Source organism: Paraburkholderia sp. RHO2 (genome assembly GCF_050955445.1).
GTDB lineage: Bacteria > Actinomycetota > Actinomycetes > Mycobacteriales > Mycobacteriaceae > Prescottella > Prescottella agglutinans_A.
In genome coordinates, this window is sequence record NZ_CP162618.1 from 355825 (window position 1) to 372954 (window position 17130).

3 protein-coding genes and 1 pseudogene are annotated in these 17130 nt (G+C 61.6%); 2 read left to right on the top strand and 2 right to left on the bottom strand.

Annotated features, from left to right (window positions below; translation table 11 throughout):
- Nucleotides 1–172 precede the first annotated feature (172 nt).
- A pseudogene (locus tag ABTV10_RS26750) lies at nucleotides 173–600 on the top strand (IS5 family transposase); the annotation flags it as partial.
- A gap of 9 nt (nucleotides 601–609) precedes the next feature.
- Here ABTV10_RS26750 and ABTV10_RS26755 read toward each other — a convergent pair.
- A complete protein-coding gene (locus ABTV10_RS26755) occupies nucleotides 610–1854 on the bottom strand; it encodes a cytochrome P450 (RefSeq protein ID WP_499035325.1) in 1245 nt (414 codons plus the stop codon).
- Nucleotides 1855–1918: 64 nt separating this feature from the next.
- A complete protein-coding gene (locus tag ABTV10_RS26760) occupies nucleotides 1919–3196 on the bottom strand; it encodes a PucR family transcriptional regulator (protein WP_499035326.1) in 1278 nt (425 codons plus the stop codon).
- Nucleotides 3197–3994: 798 nt separating this feature from the next.
- Here ABTV10_RS26760 and ABTV10_RS26765 point away from each other — a divergent pair.
- Nucleotides 3995–17128 (top strand): amino acid adenylation domain-containing protein, encoded by a 13134-nt coding sequence (locus ABTV10_RS26765; protein WP_499035327.1) that lies wholly within the window; start codon nucleotides 3995–3997, stop codon nucleotides 17126–17128.
- The last annotated feature ends 2 nt before the right edge of the window (nucleotides 17129–17130 follow it).

Consider the following 17130-nt stretch of genomic DNA (forward strand, 5'->3'; position numbering starts at 1 on the left):
TGATCGAGGTCAAGGCCACGGCCGACCGGCCGACAATCCGCCTCGCACTCGGACAGATCCTCGACTACCGCCGCTACGTCGGCGCGTCCTCAGCGGCGCTAGTCGTACCGGCCAAACCCGCCGACGACCTGATCGATCTACTCGATGCCCACGGCATCCGAACGATCTGGCAGACCGCGGACAGGGATCGAAGATCCATGTCCTGTCCGATGCCAACGGAATCCGCTGGTTGTCGACATTTCCGGCGCCAATGCCCACGACAGCACCCTGCTGCAGTCCATGGGCGATGCGATCCCGGCAGTCAAGTCCCGACGCGGGCCTCGTCGACGCAAACCAGCAAAGCTGCGCGCCGACAAGGGCTACGACTACGACAAGCATCGCCGCTGGCTCCGCGAGCGCGGCATCGTCCCGCGTATCGCCCGACGCGGCATCGACCGCAATGACCGACTCGGCCGGTACCGATGGAAGATCGAGCGCACCTTCGCCTGGCTGACCGGCTACCGCAGGCTGACTATTCGCTACGAACGCTCTGGCGAGCACTTCATCGCATTCCTTCACCTTGCGGCCGCGCTGACCTGTTTCAAGAAACTTCCCACGTGAGACAAGCTCTTAGTGATTGATCGGGCACCGGCCACCGAAGTCGACCTCGAACTCCTTGATGCCGTTGAGCCACCCGGAACGGAGTCGCTTCGGGTCGCCCAGCTTCGTGATGTCGGGCATGTGGTCGGCAATGGCGTTGAAGATCAAGTCGATTTCGAGTCGTGCCAGATTTGCGCCGATGCAGAAGTGGGCCCCAGTCCCACCGAAGCCCAAGTGCGGGTTTGGGTCCCGCGTGATATCGAACTTCATAGGGTCGTCGAAGACGTCCTCGTCGAAGTTCGCCGATGCATAGAACATTGCTACCCGGTCGCCCTTTCTGATCCTCTGACCGCCAAGCGTGGTGTCTTCCAACGCCGTCCGTTGAAATGCGGTGACTGGGCTGGCCCAGCGAACGATCTCATCGGCTGCGGTGCGCGGGCGCTCTTTCTTGTAGAGCTCCCACTGGTCGGGGTTCTCGAGGAAGCCGATCATCCCGTGGGTGATGGCATTGCGGGTGGTCTCGTTGCCCGCAACTGCTAGCAGGATGACGAAGAACCCGAACTCCTCGGGGCTGAGCTCGTCACCGTCAATGTCGGCCTGAAGCAGCTGGGTGAGGATATCGTCAGCGGGGCACTTCTTCCGGTCTTCTGCCATCTGGTAGGCGTAGCCTAGGAGTTCCATCGATGCGACCTGGGGGTCGCCTTCGAACTCCGGGTCGTCGTATCCGGTCATCTGGTTGGACCAGTCGAAGACCTTGCCACGATCCTGTTGCGGGATGCCGATGAGCTCCGCGATCGCTTGCAGCGGGAGTTCGCTCGCGACCTGGGTGACGAAGTCGCCTGCCCCGGAGGCAAGCGCTTCCGCGACGATCTTCGCGGCTCGCTCGGACAGAGTTTCCTTCAGGCTGGCCACTGCGCGTGGGGTGAAGCCGCGGGCGATGATCTTCCGCAGTTTGGTGTGCTCCGGGGCGTCCTTGAACAGCAGAATATGACGCTGCAGTTCGATTGCCTCGCGAGGGATGTCGTCGTCGAACCGCACGATCGCGGTGTTTTCCCACGTGGAGTATACGTTGCTGCGCGAGACCTCCTTGACGTCCTCGTGTCGCGTAACGACCCAGTAGCCATCGTCGTGGAAGCCGCCGGTAGTCGGTGGTTGTGGGCACCACCAGACTGGAGCTGTCTTGCGTAGTTCCGCGAACTCCGCGTGTGGCACGTGCGTGACGTAGATGTCCGGATCGGTGGGATCGAAACCTTCAGAAATGCTTGGTGTGGACACTTTTGGCTCCTCGTTCGGGCTGTTGCTAGTCAGCCTTGCAGGCAAGCCGGGGCAGTGGTTTGGCCTAGTTGACCAAGCTGCCTGGACCCTTTTGTTCGGTGGGTACATGTGCGATCGCGTTGTCCCCGAATGCGTCGAAGCAGTCGAGTGCCAGTTCGAGGTGCAGTGCGCGGCGAGCGATCCGCTGTCCGAGGCGTTCCTCGATCTGTTGCACGCGATATCTCACGGTGTTCTTGTGCACAGAGAGTTGGCGAGCGGCGGCCTCGAAGTTTCCTGGGTGCGACAGTACGGCGCGCAGCGTACTGCGGAGTCGTGCGGACAGCTCGTCGTCGCCCAAGAGCCCGGGTAGCTCCCGTTCGACAAGTGTGCTCATGGCGTGAGGTCGGGACGCGAGCATTGAGACGAGTTCGACGTCTCGATAGCTGGTAACGGGCAGGCTCCGGTGTGCGGACGTGGCGATCTCTTGAGCCGCTAGGGCTTCTCGGTGAGTTCGCCTAAAACCGTCGATGCCCTGCCCTGGCCGGCCTAATGCAACCCTCACACCAGGAGGTACGAGTGTGGAATCGATTGTGGATTCTTCGTCGTTCCCTGTCACCATCCAAACCCACAATCCCCGCGCGCCGGATGGTACGCAGAGGAACTCCGTCGCTGATGCGGACCGCGCTAGCCGCGATGCGAGTGGCTCAAAGATCCGCGAATCGATCGAGATCGCGTGGTCGGTCGTCCACAACACCACGGCGGTGTTGACGCGGTGGACCGGGTAGCTGAGCTGTACGGATGCGTCTTCGGCGCTGTCAAGTTTGCCGTCCAGGATCTCACGGACCGTGTTCACCCGCATGGAGAATGTTCCGCTGAGGAGCCTCTCACGTTCGTGCGTGTAGGTGGCGGCGAGTTCCTCGAGCATTGAGTTCATGACCTCGCTCGTCTGCTCCCACATCATGACGACGAGTTGCACCTTGAAGTCCGCGGTCACGGCGGCGCTGTTGATGAACTCCGTTACGAACCGCCACACGGCCCGGTGAGCGGCGTGGTACAGGTTGGAGAGAACCCGCAGTTCGAGTCCCCGCCGCGCGATCGTTCGGGCGAGCGAATGAGCTTCCGCGGCTACCGGAGCAGACCACAAGGGCATGGTGTCGGATTGCCTCGCGGCCAGGATGTTGCGAAACTGGCTGCGGACGGCCAACTGGAGGTCCCTCCGAACATCTGCGTCGGCAGACAGTTCGGGGACATCCGATCCCATGGACTTTGTGACACCGTCGATGAACGTTTCGATATCGGTTTGGGAGAGGCTTTCAGCGACGTAGCTCCGCATCCACTCTTCGGCCTGCGCTGCACTCACCATTTCCACGCCCCCTCGGACAACGGAGCCTACAGAAACTCCTGATCCTCCGCCCATCATAAGTGCTCATTGTGCTTGAGCAGGCGATCCGGGATTTGGCGGGCTATCGGCGGGATCCACGCGCAGCCGCCAGACCTGCTGAAATCCGAATGCTGCGAGGGCATTTCGACGGACGAAGAAGAACAGAGGGGTGTAGGCGAGGCTGCGTCAGTGCCTCGTCACCATGGGTGAGCGTGTATCCATGCCCCCTGGGGCCTCGAGCGCTGGGTTGGCGACCGGCGAGGACGCGGCGGAGTGTCCTTCGTGTGGAGTGACCGCGTTCGCTCTATCTGTCATGGAGAGCGTCATCACCAGACCGACGGACTCCGCAGGAGCGGAACAGAATTGGGTTGCATCGGAGCGAACCCTCGGTGGGTACCCGATTTCTTGGCGGACCAATCTAGCCGACGGCTCGGCGCGTCGCGATCGGGAGCGCCGCTCGCAGGTCATCGAGGTTGCCAGGTGCTGGGGCCTCTACGGCTCACCGTGCCTCGTGATCCGTTGGCAGGCCGACTGACAACTCGCCAGAGAGTCGCTCTGTCCCTGGACGACTCGCGGCCCAAACCAACATGCGGTTCGCCGCCTCGTGCACATCTGAAAACGCAGCTCATAGGCTTGCTGCCCAACACCTGCGGCACCACTTTCGACCAGCGCGATGCCCGAAGAGGTCCAGAAACGGACCACTTGGACTACAAGTCGTTGTATGGTCGCTCCTGTTGAACTCTCCGGCGACGGGGGGAAGGGTTCAGGTCGGGAGGGTTAGTGTTTAACGAAGGTGCTGAGTTTGCTCTGTCCTCGGCTCAAGAGGCCATCTGGTTCGCCCAGAAATTGGAATCGAGCGCTCTGCAGAACATTTCAGCCTACCTGGACCTGTGCGCCAAGCTTGACATTGATCGAATGCGGCAGTCCATTCGGGATTCTTTGTCTGAGAGCGATAATCTTCTCGTTCAAATCGTGGAGCACGATGATCGACCGGTACAGGCACCGCAACCCCTCGGCGACTGGATTCCGGATTATTATGACTGCTCAAACGCGGATAGCCCCGTCCTCGCGGCGGACGATCTCGTTCAGACGTTCTGTCGAACCGCCATAGAGTCGACGGCCTCGCGAATGTTCCGCGTCGCGGTAGTGAAAGTGGCGGAGAGTCGGTTCTTTATAGCCTTCGCGTTCAACCACATAGTCATCGATGCCGGCGGCCTCGCTGTTCTGTTGCGTCGGATCTCAGATCGGTACGAATCCGGGTCTGATGGTCGCGTGGCAGGAGTCGGCGATCTCGAAGCAACGCTTCTAGCGGACCAAGAGTACTTGAGCTCAACCGCGTATCGCGCTGACCAGCAATTTTGGAGCGGATATGTCGATCGAGCGATTGGGGCCGTGCGCGGCGCGGAGGGTGAGGAGGTGACTTCGGAAGGGTGCCACTACGAGACAGAGTTGCCCGCCGACGTCATTGATGGCGCTCGATCGCTCGCGGCAAGAATTGGTGTCACTCTGCCTTGCCTGCTGACCGCGGTCAGCGCACTGATGGTGCACCAGAACATCGGTAGGCCGCGATTCTATGTGCAGATTCCGACGTCCAATCGGGAATATGCAGCAGGTGATCGGCCCAACCTTCTGGCGAACAAGGTTCCCATGGAGATCGATGTTTCGAGCGACGAGCCGTTTGGCGATTGGCTTCGCTCGCTCAGCGAGGAGATGCTGACCGTCATCGAGCATGGCCGCCTCCAGATTCCTGCCATTCGGCGTGTATCTGGCCTACTACACGAATCGGGTGACTTTTTCGGTCCTATCATCAACGTGGTGCCGTTTCTTCGCCCGGTGGAGGTTGGTGGCCCTGCAATATTGAAGCCGGTCACGATCGGGCCATTCGATTATCTCTCGATCACCTTTCTGGCGAGCCAAGAAGCGCCAACAGTGCTGCATCTCGAAGCCGACGCGAGGTTCTTTGATTCAGAGGACCTGCGATTCTACAGCGCACAGATTCGCTCCACCCTAGAGCTGATTGCTCGAATCAAGGATTCGCCGGTAACTAGAGATGCGGTGCTTGCGGCCGGTCCGACCCGATCGGTAGTCGGAGATGAACCTCTGCGGCTCTGGCAGCCTCAGCTCACTGCCCGACCAGAGGTCGTGGAGTATCGCGCTCCGGTCAGTAGCGACGAGCGGGCACTCGCCCAGATCTTTGCTGAGGTGCTTGGTGCCGATCGGGTGGGGGTGGACGACAACTTCTTCGACCTAGGCGGAAACTCCCTCCTCGCAACTCGGATCGTGACCCGGATTCGAGCGGTACTGCACGTAGAGGTTCCGATTCGGACGGTGTTCGTTACCCAGACGGTGTCGTTGTTGGCGGCACGACTGCCCTCGGGGGGCGGGGTCCGCACTGCGGTGCAGGTGATGGAGCGTCCAGGCTTGGTGCCGTTGTCGTTCGCACAGCAGCGGTTGTGGTTTTTGCACCAGTTCGAGGGGCCCTCGGCGACTTACAACATGACCTTCGCGCTGCGACTGCGCGGTGCTGTAGATGCGGATGCGCTTGTTCTCGCGGTGAACGATGTTGTGGCGCGGCACGAGTCGTTGCGCACGGTGTTTGAGGATGTCGATGGGACCCCAGCGCAGCGGGTCCTCGACGCTGCCACGGTGTCGGTCCCGGTGACGTTTCTGAAGGAGTTCTCCGAGGCTTCGCTCTGCGACGCAGCGAACTACGAGTTCGACTTGGCGACCGAGATTCCACTGCGGGCCACACTGATCTCTACATCGAGTTCGGCGGTCCCAGGTGAGCTCGTTCTCGTTCTCGTTGCACATCACATCGCGGGTGACGGTTGGTCGTTGGTTCCGTTGCTGCGCGATCTGGGTGTTGCGTATCGGTCGCGTCTTTCCGGTGGGGTTCCGGGGTGGGATCCTCTGCCGGTGCAGTACGCGGACTACGCGATTTGGCAGCGGGAGTTCCTGGGAGATTCCGAAGATTCGGACAGTGTGCTCGCAGCGCAGCTGCGTTACTGGCGTGGGGAACTCGATGGTTTGCCGGATCAGTTGGTGTTGCCGTTTGATCGGCCGCGGCCAGCAGTGGCGAGCTACCGTGGAGATGCTGTGGTCTTTGAGATCCCGGCGCGGTTGCGGCGCGATCTCGAGGTACTGGCCGCTGGCCGAGGTGCCACGATGTCCGTCGTCCTACAGAGCGCTCTAGCGGTGCTGCTGCATCGCCTCGGTGCGGGTGACGACATCCCGATCGGGTCACCGATCGCAGGCCGGCTTGACGAGAAGTTGGGTGATCTCGTCGGATTCTTCATCAACACCTGGGTGCTGCGGGCCCGCATCGATCCGGGCATGTCCTTCGCGGACCTGATTGCGCAGGTGCGTGAGAAGGCCCTTGCGGCGTACGAGAATCAGGACGTGCCGTTCGAGCGGCTTGTGGAAGAGCTGAACCCCGTACGGTCACCGGCGCACCACCCGCTGTTCCAGGTGTCACTGGCGTTGCAGAACAACGAGACGCCCGAACTGGACCTGCCGGACGTGGACGTGACGATGCTTCCGGTGCTCGAACAGTCGTCGCGATTCGACCTGCTGTTCCACATTGCGGATGACACTGCGAGGGAAGGATTCGGGTGTTCACTGGAGTACGCGACCGACCTGTTTGATCGGTCGACAGTGCAGTCGTTGGTGCTGCGATTCATCGGGATACTTGAGCAGTTCGCCGCGAATCCCGCGACGTGCGTCGGTGATGCAAGTGTATTGGTCCGAGGCGAGCATGACCGGATCCGGGAGTGGGGTTCGGGAATCGCGCCGGCAGTTCCCGTGGGCACCGTATGCACGTTGTTTGAGTCCCGAGCCGCCGATTGTCCGGAGGCGTTCGCAATGATCGCCGACGGCGAGTACATGACGTACGGGCAGCTGAACGCTCGATCGAATCGGTTGGCACGCACGCTGATCGACCTGGGTGTTGGGCCGGAATCGGTGGTCGCGGTGATGATCCCGCGCTCGATGGCGCTGGTGGTGGCGTGGCTGGCGGTGCTGAAATCAGGTGCTGCCTATCTGCCGATCGACCCGGCCTATCCGAGCGATCGGATGAACTACATCCTGACCGACTCCCGACCAGTCGCTGCGGTGACCAATCGTGAAACCGCCGACAAAGCGCCAGCATCCCTCCCGCAGGTCGTCATCGACGAAATCGAGCTGGATGATTCATCGCGACTCGCGGGTGCCGACATTCTTGACGTGGAGCGTCGGGGCTCGGTCTTCTCGACCAGCCTTGCATACGTGATCTATACATCTGGCTCCACCGGAAAGCCCAAAGGTGTCGCGGTTAACCACCACAACATCATGAATCTGGCCGCGCATGTGTGGCCGACCGGAGTCGCGGGCCGTACTCTGATGCACTCGTCGACCGCCTTCGATGCCTCCACGTATGAGGTGTGGTCGGCGCTCATCGGCGGCGGAACCGTGGTCATAGCAACCGAACCAAGGTCCGATATAGCGGAGATCACCAAGCTGATATGCGAACACGGCGTCTCCGCCATGTTCCTGACGACGCCCTTGCTCGGCGACTTCGTCGAGCATCCAACATTCGTCAGCGGTGAACTGAGCGCCCTCCGTTATCTGTTGGTCGGCGGCGAGGTGATGTCACCCGATCTCTTCGCGTCAGCCGTGCGACGCTATCCGGACCTCGCATTTGCCAATGTGTATGGCCCCACGGAGACAACGACATTCGCTACCTCGACTCCTGCCAATTTCATGGTGGGGGAGGCTTCGGTGCCAATCGGGCAGCCGTTGCCCAATATGGCGGTGCGGGTACTGGACTCACGTCTGATGCCTGTGCCAATCGGGGCGCAGGGGGAATTGTATATCGCCGGTGCGCAGTTGGCGCGTGGGTACCGGGGGCGTTCTGGTCTGACGGCAGCGCGATTCATTGCCGATCCGGCGGGTGGAGGTGGCAGGGTCTACCGCACCGGCGATCTGGTGCGGTGGCGTGCTGATGGATTACTGGACTTCATCGGGCGCATCGATGATCAGGTGAAGATCCGGGGCTTCCGCGTGGAACCGGGGGAGGTTGAAGCCGCACTGGTGGCGCACCCCGAGGTGGCGCAGTCCGCGGTGGTTCCGCGTGAGTTCGGAGTTGGCGGATACCAGTTGGTGGCCTTTGTGGTTGCTGATGCCGGTTGTTCGCGTCCTGCTGATGAGTTGTCTGCGGATGTACAGGGGTTTGTGTCTGGTCGGTTGCCTGAGTTCATGGTCCCCGCGGTTGTGGAGGTGGTTGATCGTCTGCCGTTGACGGTGAACGGAAAGGTTGATCGCAACGCGTTGCCGGCGGTGGAGTTGGTGAGCGAAGCGGAGTTCAGGGCGCCGATGACGCAGCGGGAGGTGTTGCTGGCTGCGGTATTTGGTGAAGTGCTGAGTGTCGATCGGGTCGGGCTCGACGACGATTTCTTCAGGATGGGTGGCCATTCGCTGTTGGCGACGCGGTTGGTGTCCAGGATTCGGGTCGTGCTGGGGGTCGAGGTCCCGATTCGGGTCGTGTTCGAATGCCCGACGGTTGGGCTACTGGCAGCGCGGCTGGACGACGGGCTGGAGGTCCGCGGTCAGGTGCGGGTGATGGATCGGCCAGACTTGGTGCCGTTGTCGTTCGCACAGCAGCGGTTGTGGTTTGTGCACCGGTTCGAGGGACCATCGCCCACCTATAACATCGCCTTTGCGCTACGGCTTCGCGGCGCGGTCGACGTTGACGCGCTGACTTCTTCCCTCGACGATGTGGTGGGGCGTCACGAATCATTGCGCACGGTGTTCGCGGAGACCGGTGGTGTTCCAGGACAGTGCGTGCTCGAAGTGTGTGATGTGGTTGTTCCGATCGAAATCGTTGACGGTGCAGTCGAATCCATCGACAGCTTGGTCTCCGAGGCGGCTTCCTATGGGTTCGATTTGTCGGTGGACATCCCATTGCGGTGTCGGTTGATTCGCCTCGCTACCGATGACTTCGTTCTCGCAGTCGTGCTGCATCACATCGCGGGTGACGGTTGGTCGTTGGTTCCGTTGCTGCGCGATCTGGGTGTTGCGTATCGGTCGCGTCTTTCCGGTGGGGTTCCGGGGTGGGATCCTCTGCCGGTGCAGTACGCGGACTACGCGATTTGGCAGCGGGAGTTCCTGGGAGATTCCGAAGATTCGGACAGTGTGCTCGCAGCGCAGCTGCGTTACTGGCGTGGGGAACTCGATGGTTTGCCGGATCAGTTGGTGTTGCCGTTTGATCGGCCGCGGCCAGCAGTGGCGAGCTACCGTGGAGATGCTGTGGTCTTCGAGATCCCGGCCGAGCTGCGAAGCAGACTCGAACGGATCGTTCCAACGTCACCCACCGAGACCTCGTCCGTCCTAGAATGCCGTGTTCCGCGCACGACCACGTCCATGGTCTTGCAGGGCGCACTAGCGGTGCTGCTGCATCGCCTCGGTGCGGGTGACGACATCCCGATCGGATCGGCGGTCGCGGGCCGGCTCGACGAATCAGTTCAGGATTTGGTCGGATTCTTCGTCAACACTTGGGTGCTGCGGGCCCGCATCGATCCGGGCATGTCCTTCGCCGATCTGATTGCGCAGGTGCGTGAGAAGGCCCTTGCGGCGTACGAGAATCAGGACGTGCCGTTCGAGCGGCTTGTGGAAGAGCTGAACCCCGTACGGTCACCGGCGCACCACCCGCTGTTCCAGGTGTCACTGGCATTCCAGAACAACGCGAGACCCACCCTTGAGCTACCGGGAATCGATGCGAGCGTAGCCGCCGTCGCGCACCTCGCTTCACGCTTCGACCTGCTGTTCAACGTTGCAGACAACTCCGTCACCGGCGGGTTCTCCTGCTTTATCGAGTATGCGACGGATCTGTTCGATCGGTCGACGGTACAGCTGCTGGCTTCCCGGTTCGTCGGGTTGCTAGATCAGCTCACTGCCGATCCAAGCGCGCCGCTCGACGGGGTGGTGATTCTAGTCGGCGATGAGCCGATGCGTTTGGCCGAATGGGGGACCGGTGTCGCGCCGGACGTGCCTGAGGCGTCGGTCGCCCAGTTGTTCGAGGCGAGGGTTGTCGAGCACTCAGACGCCGTAGCTGTGATCGCCGACAGAGAGCAGATCACCTATCGTGAACTGAATTCCCGCGCCAACCAGTTGGCCCGCGTGTTGACCGGCGTGGGCATTGCACCGGAGTCGATCGTGGCTGTCGCGTTGCCGAGATCGATAGATCTGGTGGTTGCGTTGTTGGCCGTGTTGAAGGCGGGCGGTGCGTACCTGCCGATCGACCCGGCCTATCCGAGTGACCGTATTGGCTATATTATCGCCGACGCAGACCCCGTTGTGGCCCTTACCGATCATGCGACAGCGGGAGTGATTTCTCTGCCGGAATCCCTTCGACGGCTGTATGTCGACGTGCTCGGGTCGGGTGCAGCCGCGAACGGCGATCTGGTTGCGGCGGATGAGTCTGCCGAAGACAACCTCGGTTGGCTCCACCCAGACACAGTGGCGAACACGATCTACACCTCCGGTTCCACTGGGGCCCCCAAAGGTGTTGCGCTGACGCATCGCAACATCGTCAACCTAGCCACGCATGTCTGGCCCCTGGCGCCCGGACAGCGTTCACTAATGCACTCATCGACCGCCTTCGACGCTTCCATGATCGAACTTTGGCCGGCGCTGCTGGGTGGCGGCACTGTCGTGGTCGCCACTGCACCTCGAACCGAGCTGTCGGAGATCACCAAGCTGATAGCCGAGCATCAGGTGGCTGCGATGTTCTTAACCACACCCTTGCTCGGGCCGCTCACCGAGCATCCGGACTTCCTCGCCCGCAGACTCTCCGGCCTGGATCGCATCATCGTAGGCGGAGCCGCACTACCCGTGGAAGATTGCAGACGGTTCAACGAACGCTATCCGTCAGCCACCCTGGTCAACGGATACGGTCCTGCCGAATCGACGGTATGCGCCACCCAGTTCGCCGCGGATTCCGTTCCAGCCGGATCCATATCAGTCCCAATCGGCCGCCCGGCGACAAATATTGGTGTGAGGGTCCTGGATCGACGCCTACAGCCGCTGCCAGTGGGCGTGCCCGGTGAGCTGTACCTCGTCGGTGTGCAACTTGCACGTGGCTATCGGGGCAGGCCCGGACTGACCGCCTCCAGGTTCGTGGCTGACCCGCTAGTCGATGGAGGCCGGATGTACCGCACCGGTGATGTGGTGTGCTGGCGTGCCGGAGGAATGCTCGAATTCGTCGGTCGTGCTGATGACCAGGTGAAGATCCGTGGCTTCCGGGTGGAACCGGGTGAGGTTGAAGCCGCGCTGATGGCCCATCCGGGAGTGGCACAAGCAGTGGTGGTGCCCCGCAAGCTGATCGGCGCAGACGGCGGACAACAACTGGTCGCTTTCATCGTTGGTGATGCCGAACGACTCGAACGTGACCGGGAGGCAGAGCGCGCCGAGGTTGCAGAATGGCAGACCTTCTACGACGAACTGTACGCACGGCAAAGTGACAACCGAACAGCGACGACCGCGCCCCACCTCGGCGACGACTTCGACGGCTGGAACAGCAGCTACACCGGACAGCCGATTCCCATCGAAGACATGCGCGAATGGCAGAAGCATACAGTGGATCGGATCCTCGAACTCGCGCCGGTCAAGGTACTAGAGGTTGGCGTCGGGTCAGGGCTGTTGCTCGCCAAGATCGCGCCGAAGTGCGATGAGTACTGGGGCACAGACTTGTCCCACAGCACCATCGCCGAGCTGCAGCGGGCCCTCGAAATGGCGACACCGGATTGGCGCGACAAGATCCATCTGGAAGGTCGGGCCGCGCATGACCTGAGCGACTACCCCAAAGGCTACTTCGACACGGTCGTCTTGAACTCGGTAGTCCAGTACTTCCCGAGCGTCGAATATTTCCAGGACGTAATCGCCCAGGTGTTCGACTTGCTCGCCCCAGGAGGGGCCCTGTTCATCGGAGACATCCGAAATCTGGCGCTGCACCGCGAGTTCCTCATCGCTACTCAGGCGGCGAAGCACCCGGATGAGGAGGTCCCTGCCAAGGCAGAGGAAGCCCGCCGCCGCGAGAAAGAACTAATGCTCGCCCCCCATTTCTTCGCCGACTCCGACGGCTTGGGCGGCTTCGAGGCCGTCGATATCTCGCTCAAGCGTGGCCGCGTGATGAACGAGCTCACACGGTATCGCTACGACGTCACTTTGTTCAAAGCCCCCGAACAGATCCGGAGTCTCGGAGAGCATGCTGTCGTCGAGTTCGTCGACGAAGATTCGCTGGCAGAGCTTTTGGCGACCAGCAACGATTCGGCCATCACAGTAGTGAACATCCCGCATGCCGGTCTTAGGGGCGACCTGCAGACGGTGCAGCGCATCCTGGATGATGACACAGTCGCTAACACTTCCTGCCTGCTGCCACAGGATTGCCACGACCTCGGAGCGCGATTCGGATGCCGAGTCAGGGTCACCTGGGCTCCAGGGACCGGATTGATGGATGCCGTTTTCGTCAGATCAGCGGGCGCGAACGAGGAAGGAGTTCTCCTGGTCGACCGCCACACGCGACTGGAACTGAGCGGCAGCTACTCAAACAGATCGATGAATACATTGAAGCCGAACGAGGTTCGGCGGTTTGTGTCTGGTCGGTTGCCTGAGTTCATGGTCCCCGCGGTTGTGGAGGTGGTTGATCGTCTGCCGTTGACGGTGAACGGAAAGGTTGATCGCAACGCGTTGCCGGCGGTGGAGTTGGTGAGCGAAGCGGAGTTCAGGGCGCCGATGACGCAGCGGGAGGTGTTGCTGGCTGCGGTATTTGGTGAAGTGCTGAGTGTCGATCGGGTCGGGCTCGACGACGATTTCTTCAGGATGGGTGGCCATTCGCTGTTGGCGACGCGGTTGGTGTCCAGGATTCGGGTCGTGCTGGGGGTCGAGGTCCCGATTCGGGTCGTGTTCGAATGCCCGACGGTTGGGCTACTGGCAGCGCGGCTGGACGACGGGCTGGAGGTCCGCGGTCAGGTGCGGGTGATGGATCGGCCAGACTTGGTGCCGTTGTCGTTCGCACAGCAGCGGTTGTGGTTTGTGCACCGGTTCGAGGGACCATCGCCCACCTATAACATCGCCTTTGCGCTACGGCTTCGCGGCGCGGTCGACGTTGACGCGCTGACTTCTTCCCTCGACGATGTGGTGGGGCGTCACGAATCATTGCGCACGGTGTTCGCGGAGACCGGTGGTGTTCCAGGACAGTGCGTGCTCGAAGTGTGTGATGTGGTTGTTCCGATCGAAATCGTTGACGGTGCAGTCGAATCCATCGACAGCTTGGTCTCCGAGGCGGCTTCCTATGGGTTCGATTTGTCGGTGGACATCCCATTGCGGTGTCGGTTGATTCGCCTCGCTACCGATGACTTCGTTCTCGCAGTCGTGCTGCATCACATCGCGGGTGACGGTTGGTCGTTGGTTCCGTTGCTGCGCGATCTGGGTGTTGCGTATCGGTCGCGTCTTTCCGGTGGGGTTCCGGGGTGGGATCCTCTGCCGGTGCAGTACGCGGACTACGCGATTTGGCAGCGGGAGTTCCTGGGAGATTCCGAAGATTCGGACAGTGTGCTCGCAGCGCAGCTGCGTTACTGGCGTGGGGAACTCGATGGTTTGCCGGATCAGTTGGTGTTGCCGTTTGATCGGCCGCGGCCAGCAGTGGCGAGCTACCGTGGAGATGCTGTGGTCTTTGAGATCCCGGCGCGGTTGCGGCGCGATCTCGAGGTACTGGCCGCTGGCCGAGGTGCCACGATGTCCGTCGTCCTACAGAGCGCTCTAGCGGTGCTGCTGCATCGCCTCGGTGCGGGTGACGACATCCCGATCGGGTCACCGATCGCAGGCCGGCTTGACGAGAAGTTGGGTGATCTCGTCGGATTCTTCATCAACACCTGGGTGCTGCGGGCCCGCATCGATCCGGGCATGTCCTTCGCGGACCTGATTGCGCAGGTGCGTGAGAAGGCCCTTGCGGCGTACGAGAATCAGGACGTGCCGTTCGAGCGGCTTGTGGAAGAGCTGAACCCCGTACGGTCACCGGCGCACCACCCGCTGTTCCAGGTGTCACTGGCGTTGCAGAACAACGAGACGCCCGAACTGGACCTGCCGGACGTGGACGTGACGATGCTTCCGGTGCTCGAACAGTCGTCGCGATTCGACCTGCTGTTCAACATCTCCGACGACCCGGCGTCTGCCAGATTCACTGGCGTCGTCGAGTACGCGGCGGATCTGTTCGATCGGACAACCGTTGAGGAGTTCGCCGCTGGATATCTCCGGCTACTCGGCGAGTTGACGCACGATCCGTTGTTGTGTGTTGGAGATGTGTCAATCCTGTCCGCATCCGACCAGATGCGATCCCGACGGTGGGGGCAAGGCGCTGAGCTTGAGGTGCCGGCCATGACCGCAGCCGACCTGTTCGAGGCTCGGGTCGCCAGAACGCCGGACGCGGTGGCGGTGATCTCAGGCGACATTCGGTTGACGTACCGGGAGTTGGACCGGCGAGTAGATCGACTTGCTCGCAGGCTGGTGGATATCGGCGTCGAGTCAGAATCGGTGGTGGCACTGATCCTGCCGAGGTCGGTCGAGCTGGTGGTGGCATTGCTTGCGGTGGTGAAGTCCGGCGGCGCGTACCTGCCGATCGATCCGGACTACCCGAATGATCGGATTGAGTACATCCTTGCCGACGCCGAGCCAGTCGTCGCCCTCACCGCTGGCTTCGTCGGGCTGCCTGACTCATTGCCTTGCCTGAACATCGAGGGACGCCGCCTTGATGACGAGGTGCCGGTCGGCGAGTCCGCCTACCCCGATATCGAACACAAGAAGTCTCCACGTGGTTCGAACCTGGCCTACGTGATCTACACCTCGGGGTCTACAGGAACGCCAAAGGGCACTGCCGGGACCCATGAATTGCTGGCCAATCGACTCACCTGGTGTGCTCGCCAACTAGGAGATATGCCGGTCGGCATGACCAATACGGCACCCGGATTCATCGACTCCAGCTTCCATATCCTTTCGTTGTTGAGCCGCGGCGGCCAGATCGTGGTGGTCGACGCCGACTCCGTTCGCGACCCCCGCGCGATGATCGAAGCGATGGATCGGTACCGCGTGACCGAGATCATGACGATCCCAGCCCTGGCGGCAGTCCTCGCGTCGCACAAGTTCCCAGACTCGATTGTGCTCGACAAATGGATTCTCTCGGGCGAGCCGGTGGTTCACACCGTCCTCGACTCATTGCGCGCGGCTACTTCCCGGGCCGATGTCTGGAACTTCTACGGGTCAACCGAAGTCAGTGATGTGATCCATGCGAATCTCATTGCCGTTCAAGGCGTCGATCTGCCGATCGGCGGGCCCGTGCCGAATACGGAGGTGCAGGTACTGGACTCGCGGCTCAAACCAGTCCCTGTGGGCGTGGCGGGCGAGTTGTTCATTGCGGGAGCGCAACTGGGTCGCGGCTATCATCATCAACCTGGATTGACTGCTGCGCGATTTATCGCTGATCCGACTGGCCGTGCGCGCAGATTGTATCGCACCGGCGACTTGGTGCGGTGGAGGCACGACGGTCTGCTTGATTTTGTCGGACGCATCGACAACCAGGTGAAGATCCGAGGCTTCCGAGTAGAACCTGGTGAAGTGGAAGCTGCGCTGATGGCCCATCCCGGTGTGTTGCAGTCAGTGGTGGTGCCGCACGAGCTGTCCGGTAACCGACAGCTAGTGGCGTATGTAGTGGCACATGAGGGGTTTAGCTCCGTCGCTGCAGAGTTGTCTGCTGATGTTCGGCGGTTTGTGTCTGGTCGGTTGCCTGAGTTCATGGTCCCCGCGGTTGTGGAGGTGGTTGATCGTCTGCCGTTGACGGTGAACGGAAAGGTTGATCGCAACGCGTTGCCGGCGGTGGAGTTGGTGAGCGAAGCGGAGTTCAGGGCGCCGATGACGCAGCGGGAGGTGTTGCTGGCTGCGGTATTTGGTGAAGTGCTGAGTGTCGATCGGGTCGGGCTCGACGACGATTTCTTCAGGATGGGTGGCCATTCGCTGTTGGCGACGCGGTTGGTGTCCAGGATTCGGGTCGTGCTGGGGGTCGAGGTCCCGATTCGGGTCGTGTTCGAATGCCCGACGGTTGGGCTACTGGCAGCGCGGCTGGACGACGGGATGCCCGAGACCGAATCGTTCCTCTCGTCCACCTTGACCATCAGGGCCGAGGGCACCGGATCGCCGGTGTGGTGCATCCATCCTGCGGGTGGGGTCGGTTGGCCGTACTTTGGACTCGAACGCCACATTCGGGACCGGCCTATATACGCGCTCCAAGCCGACGGCCTCGACGGCAGTCCGGTTGCGCCCTCTTTCGAGACCATGGTCAAGAGCTACGTCGACCGAATTCTGGACGTGCAGTGCGCTGGCCCGTACCACTTGCTCGGCTGGTCGTTCGGTGGGGTAGTGGCCCACGCGCTCGCCGAATCGCTGCGCCGGCTAGGCCACGAGGTCGGACTCCTTGCCCTGCTCGACAGCTGGCCGGTTACCCGGCGACTGGCGGACGCCATCGAGCAGGGCCGCGTTGATGAAGAGCTCTCGGCGGCTATGTGGTCCAAGTACGAAACCCTCCGCGTGCAGGAAGGTTTCGACCACGTCCTTGAACGGATCGGCGCGGTAAGCCGAAACAATGTCCAGTTGCTTGCCGGTTTCACGCCGCCGGTTTATCAGGGGGACATGATGTTATTCCACGCCGGACTGGACCGGGACGGCAACCGTCAGCAAGCAGAGCTGCTGCGAGGGCAGTGGGACGAGAAGGTCGACGGTCGAATTACATCCGAAGTCATCGCATGCACCCATGACGAGTTCGATCGGCCCCTTCCTTTGGCTGCGGTCGGCAAGGCGGTGAACAACGAGCTAGCGCGGCGATGGGGGTGTCCGTGACA

Excerpts from the sequence above, each read along its gene's own strand:
- ABTV10_RS26760 (WP_499035326.1), bottom strand. The coding sequence starts at position 3,196 with ATGGTGAGTGCAGCGCAGGCCGAAGAGTGGATGCGGAGCTACGTCGCT.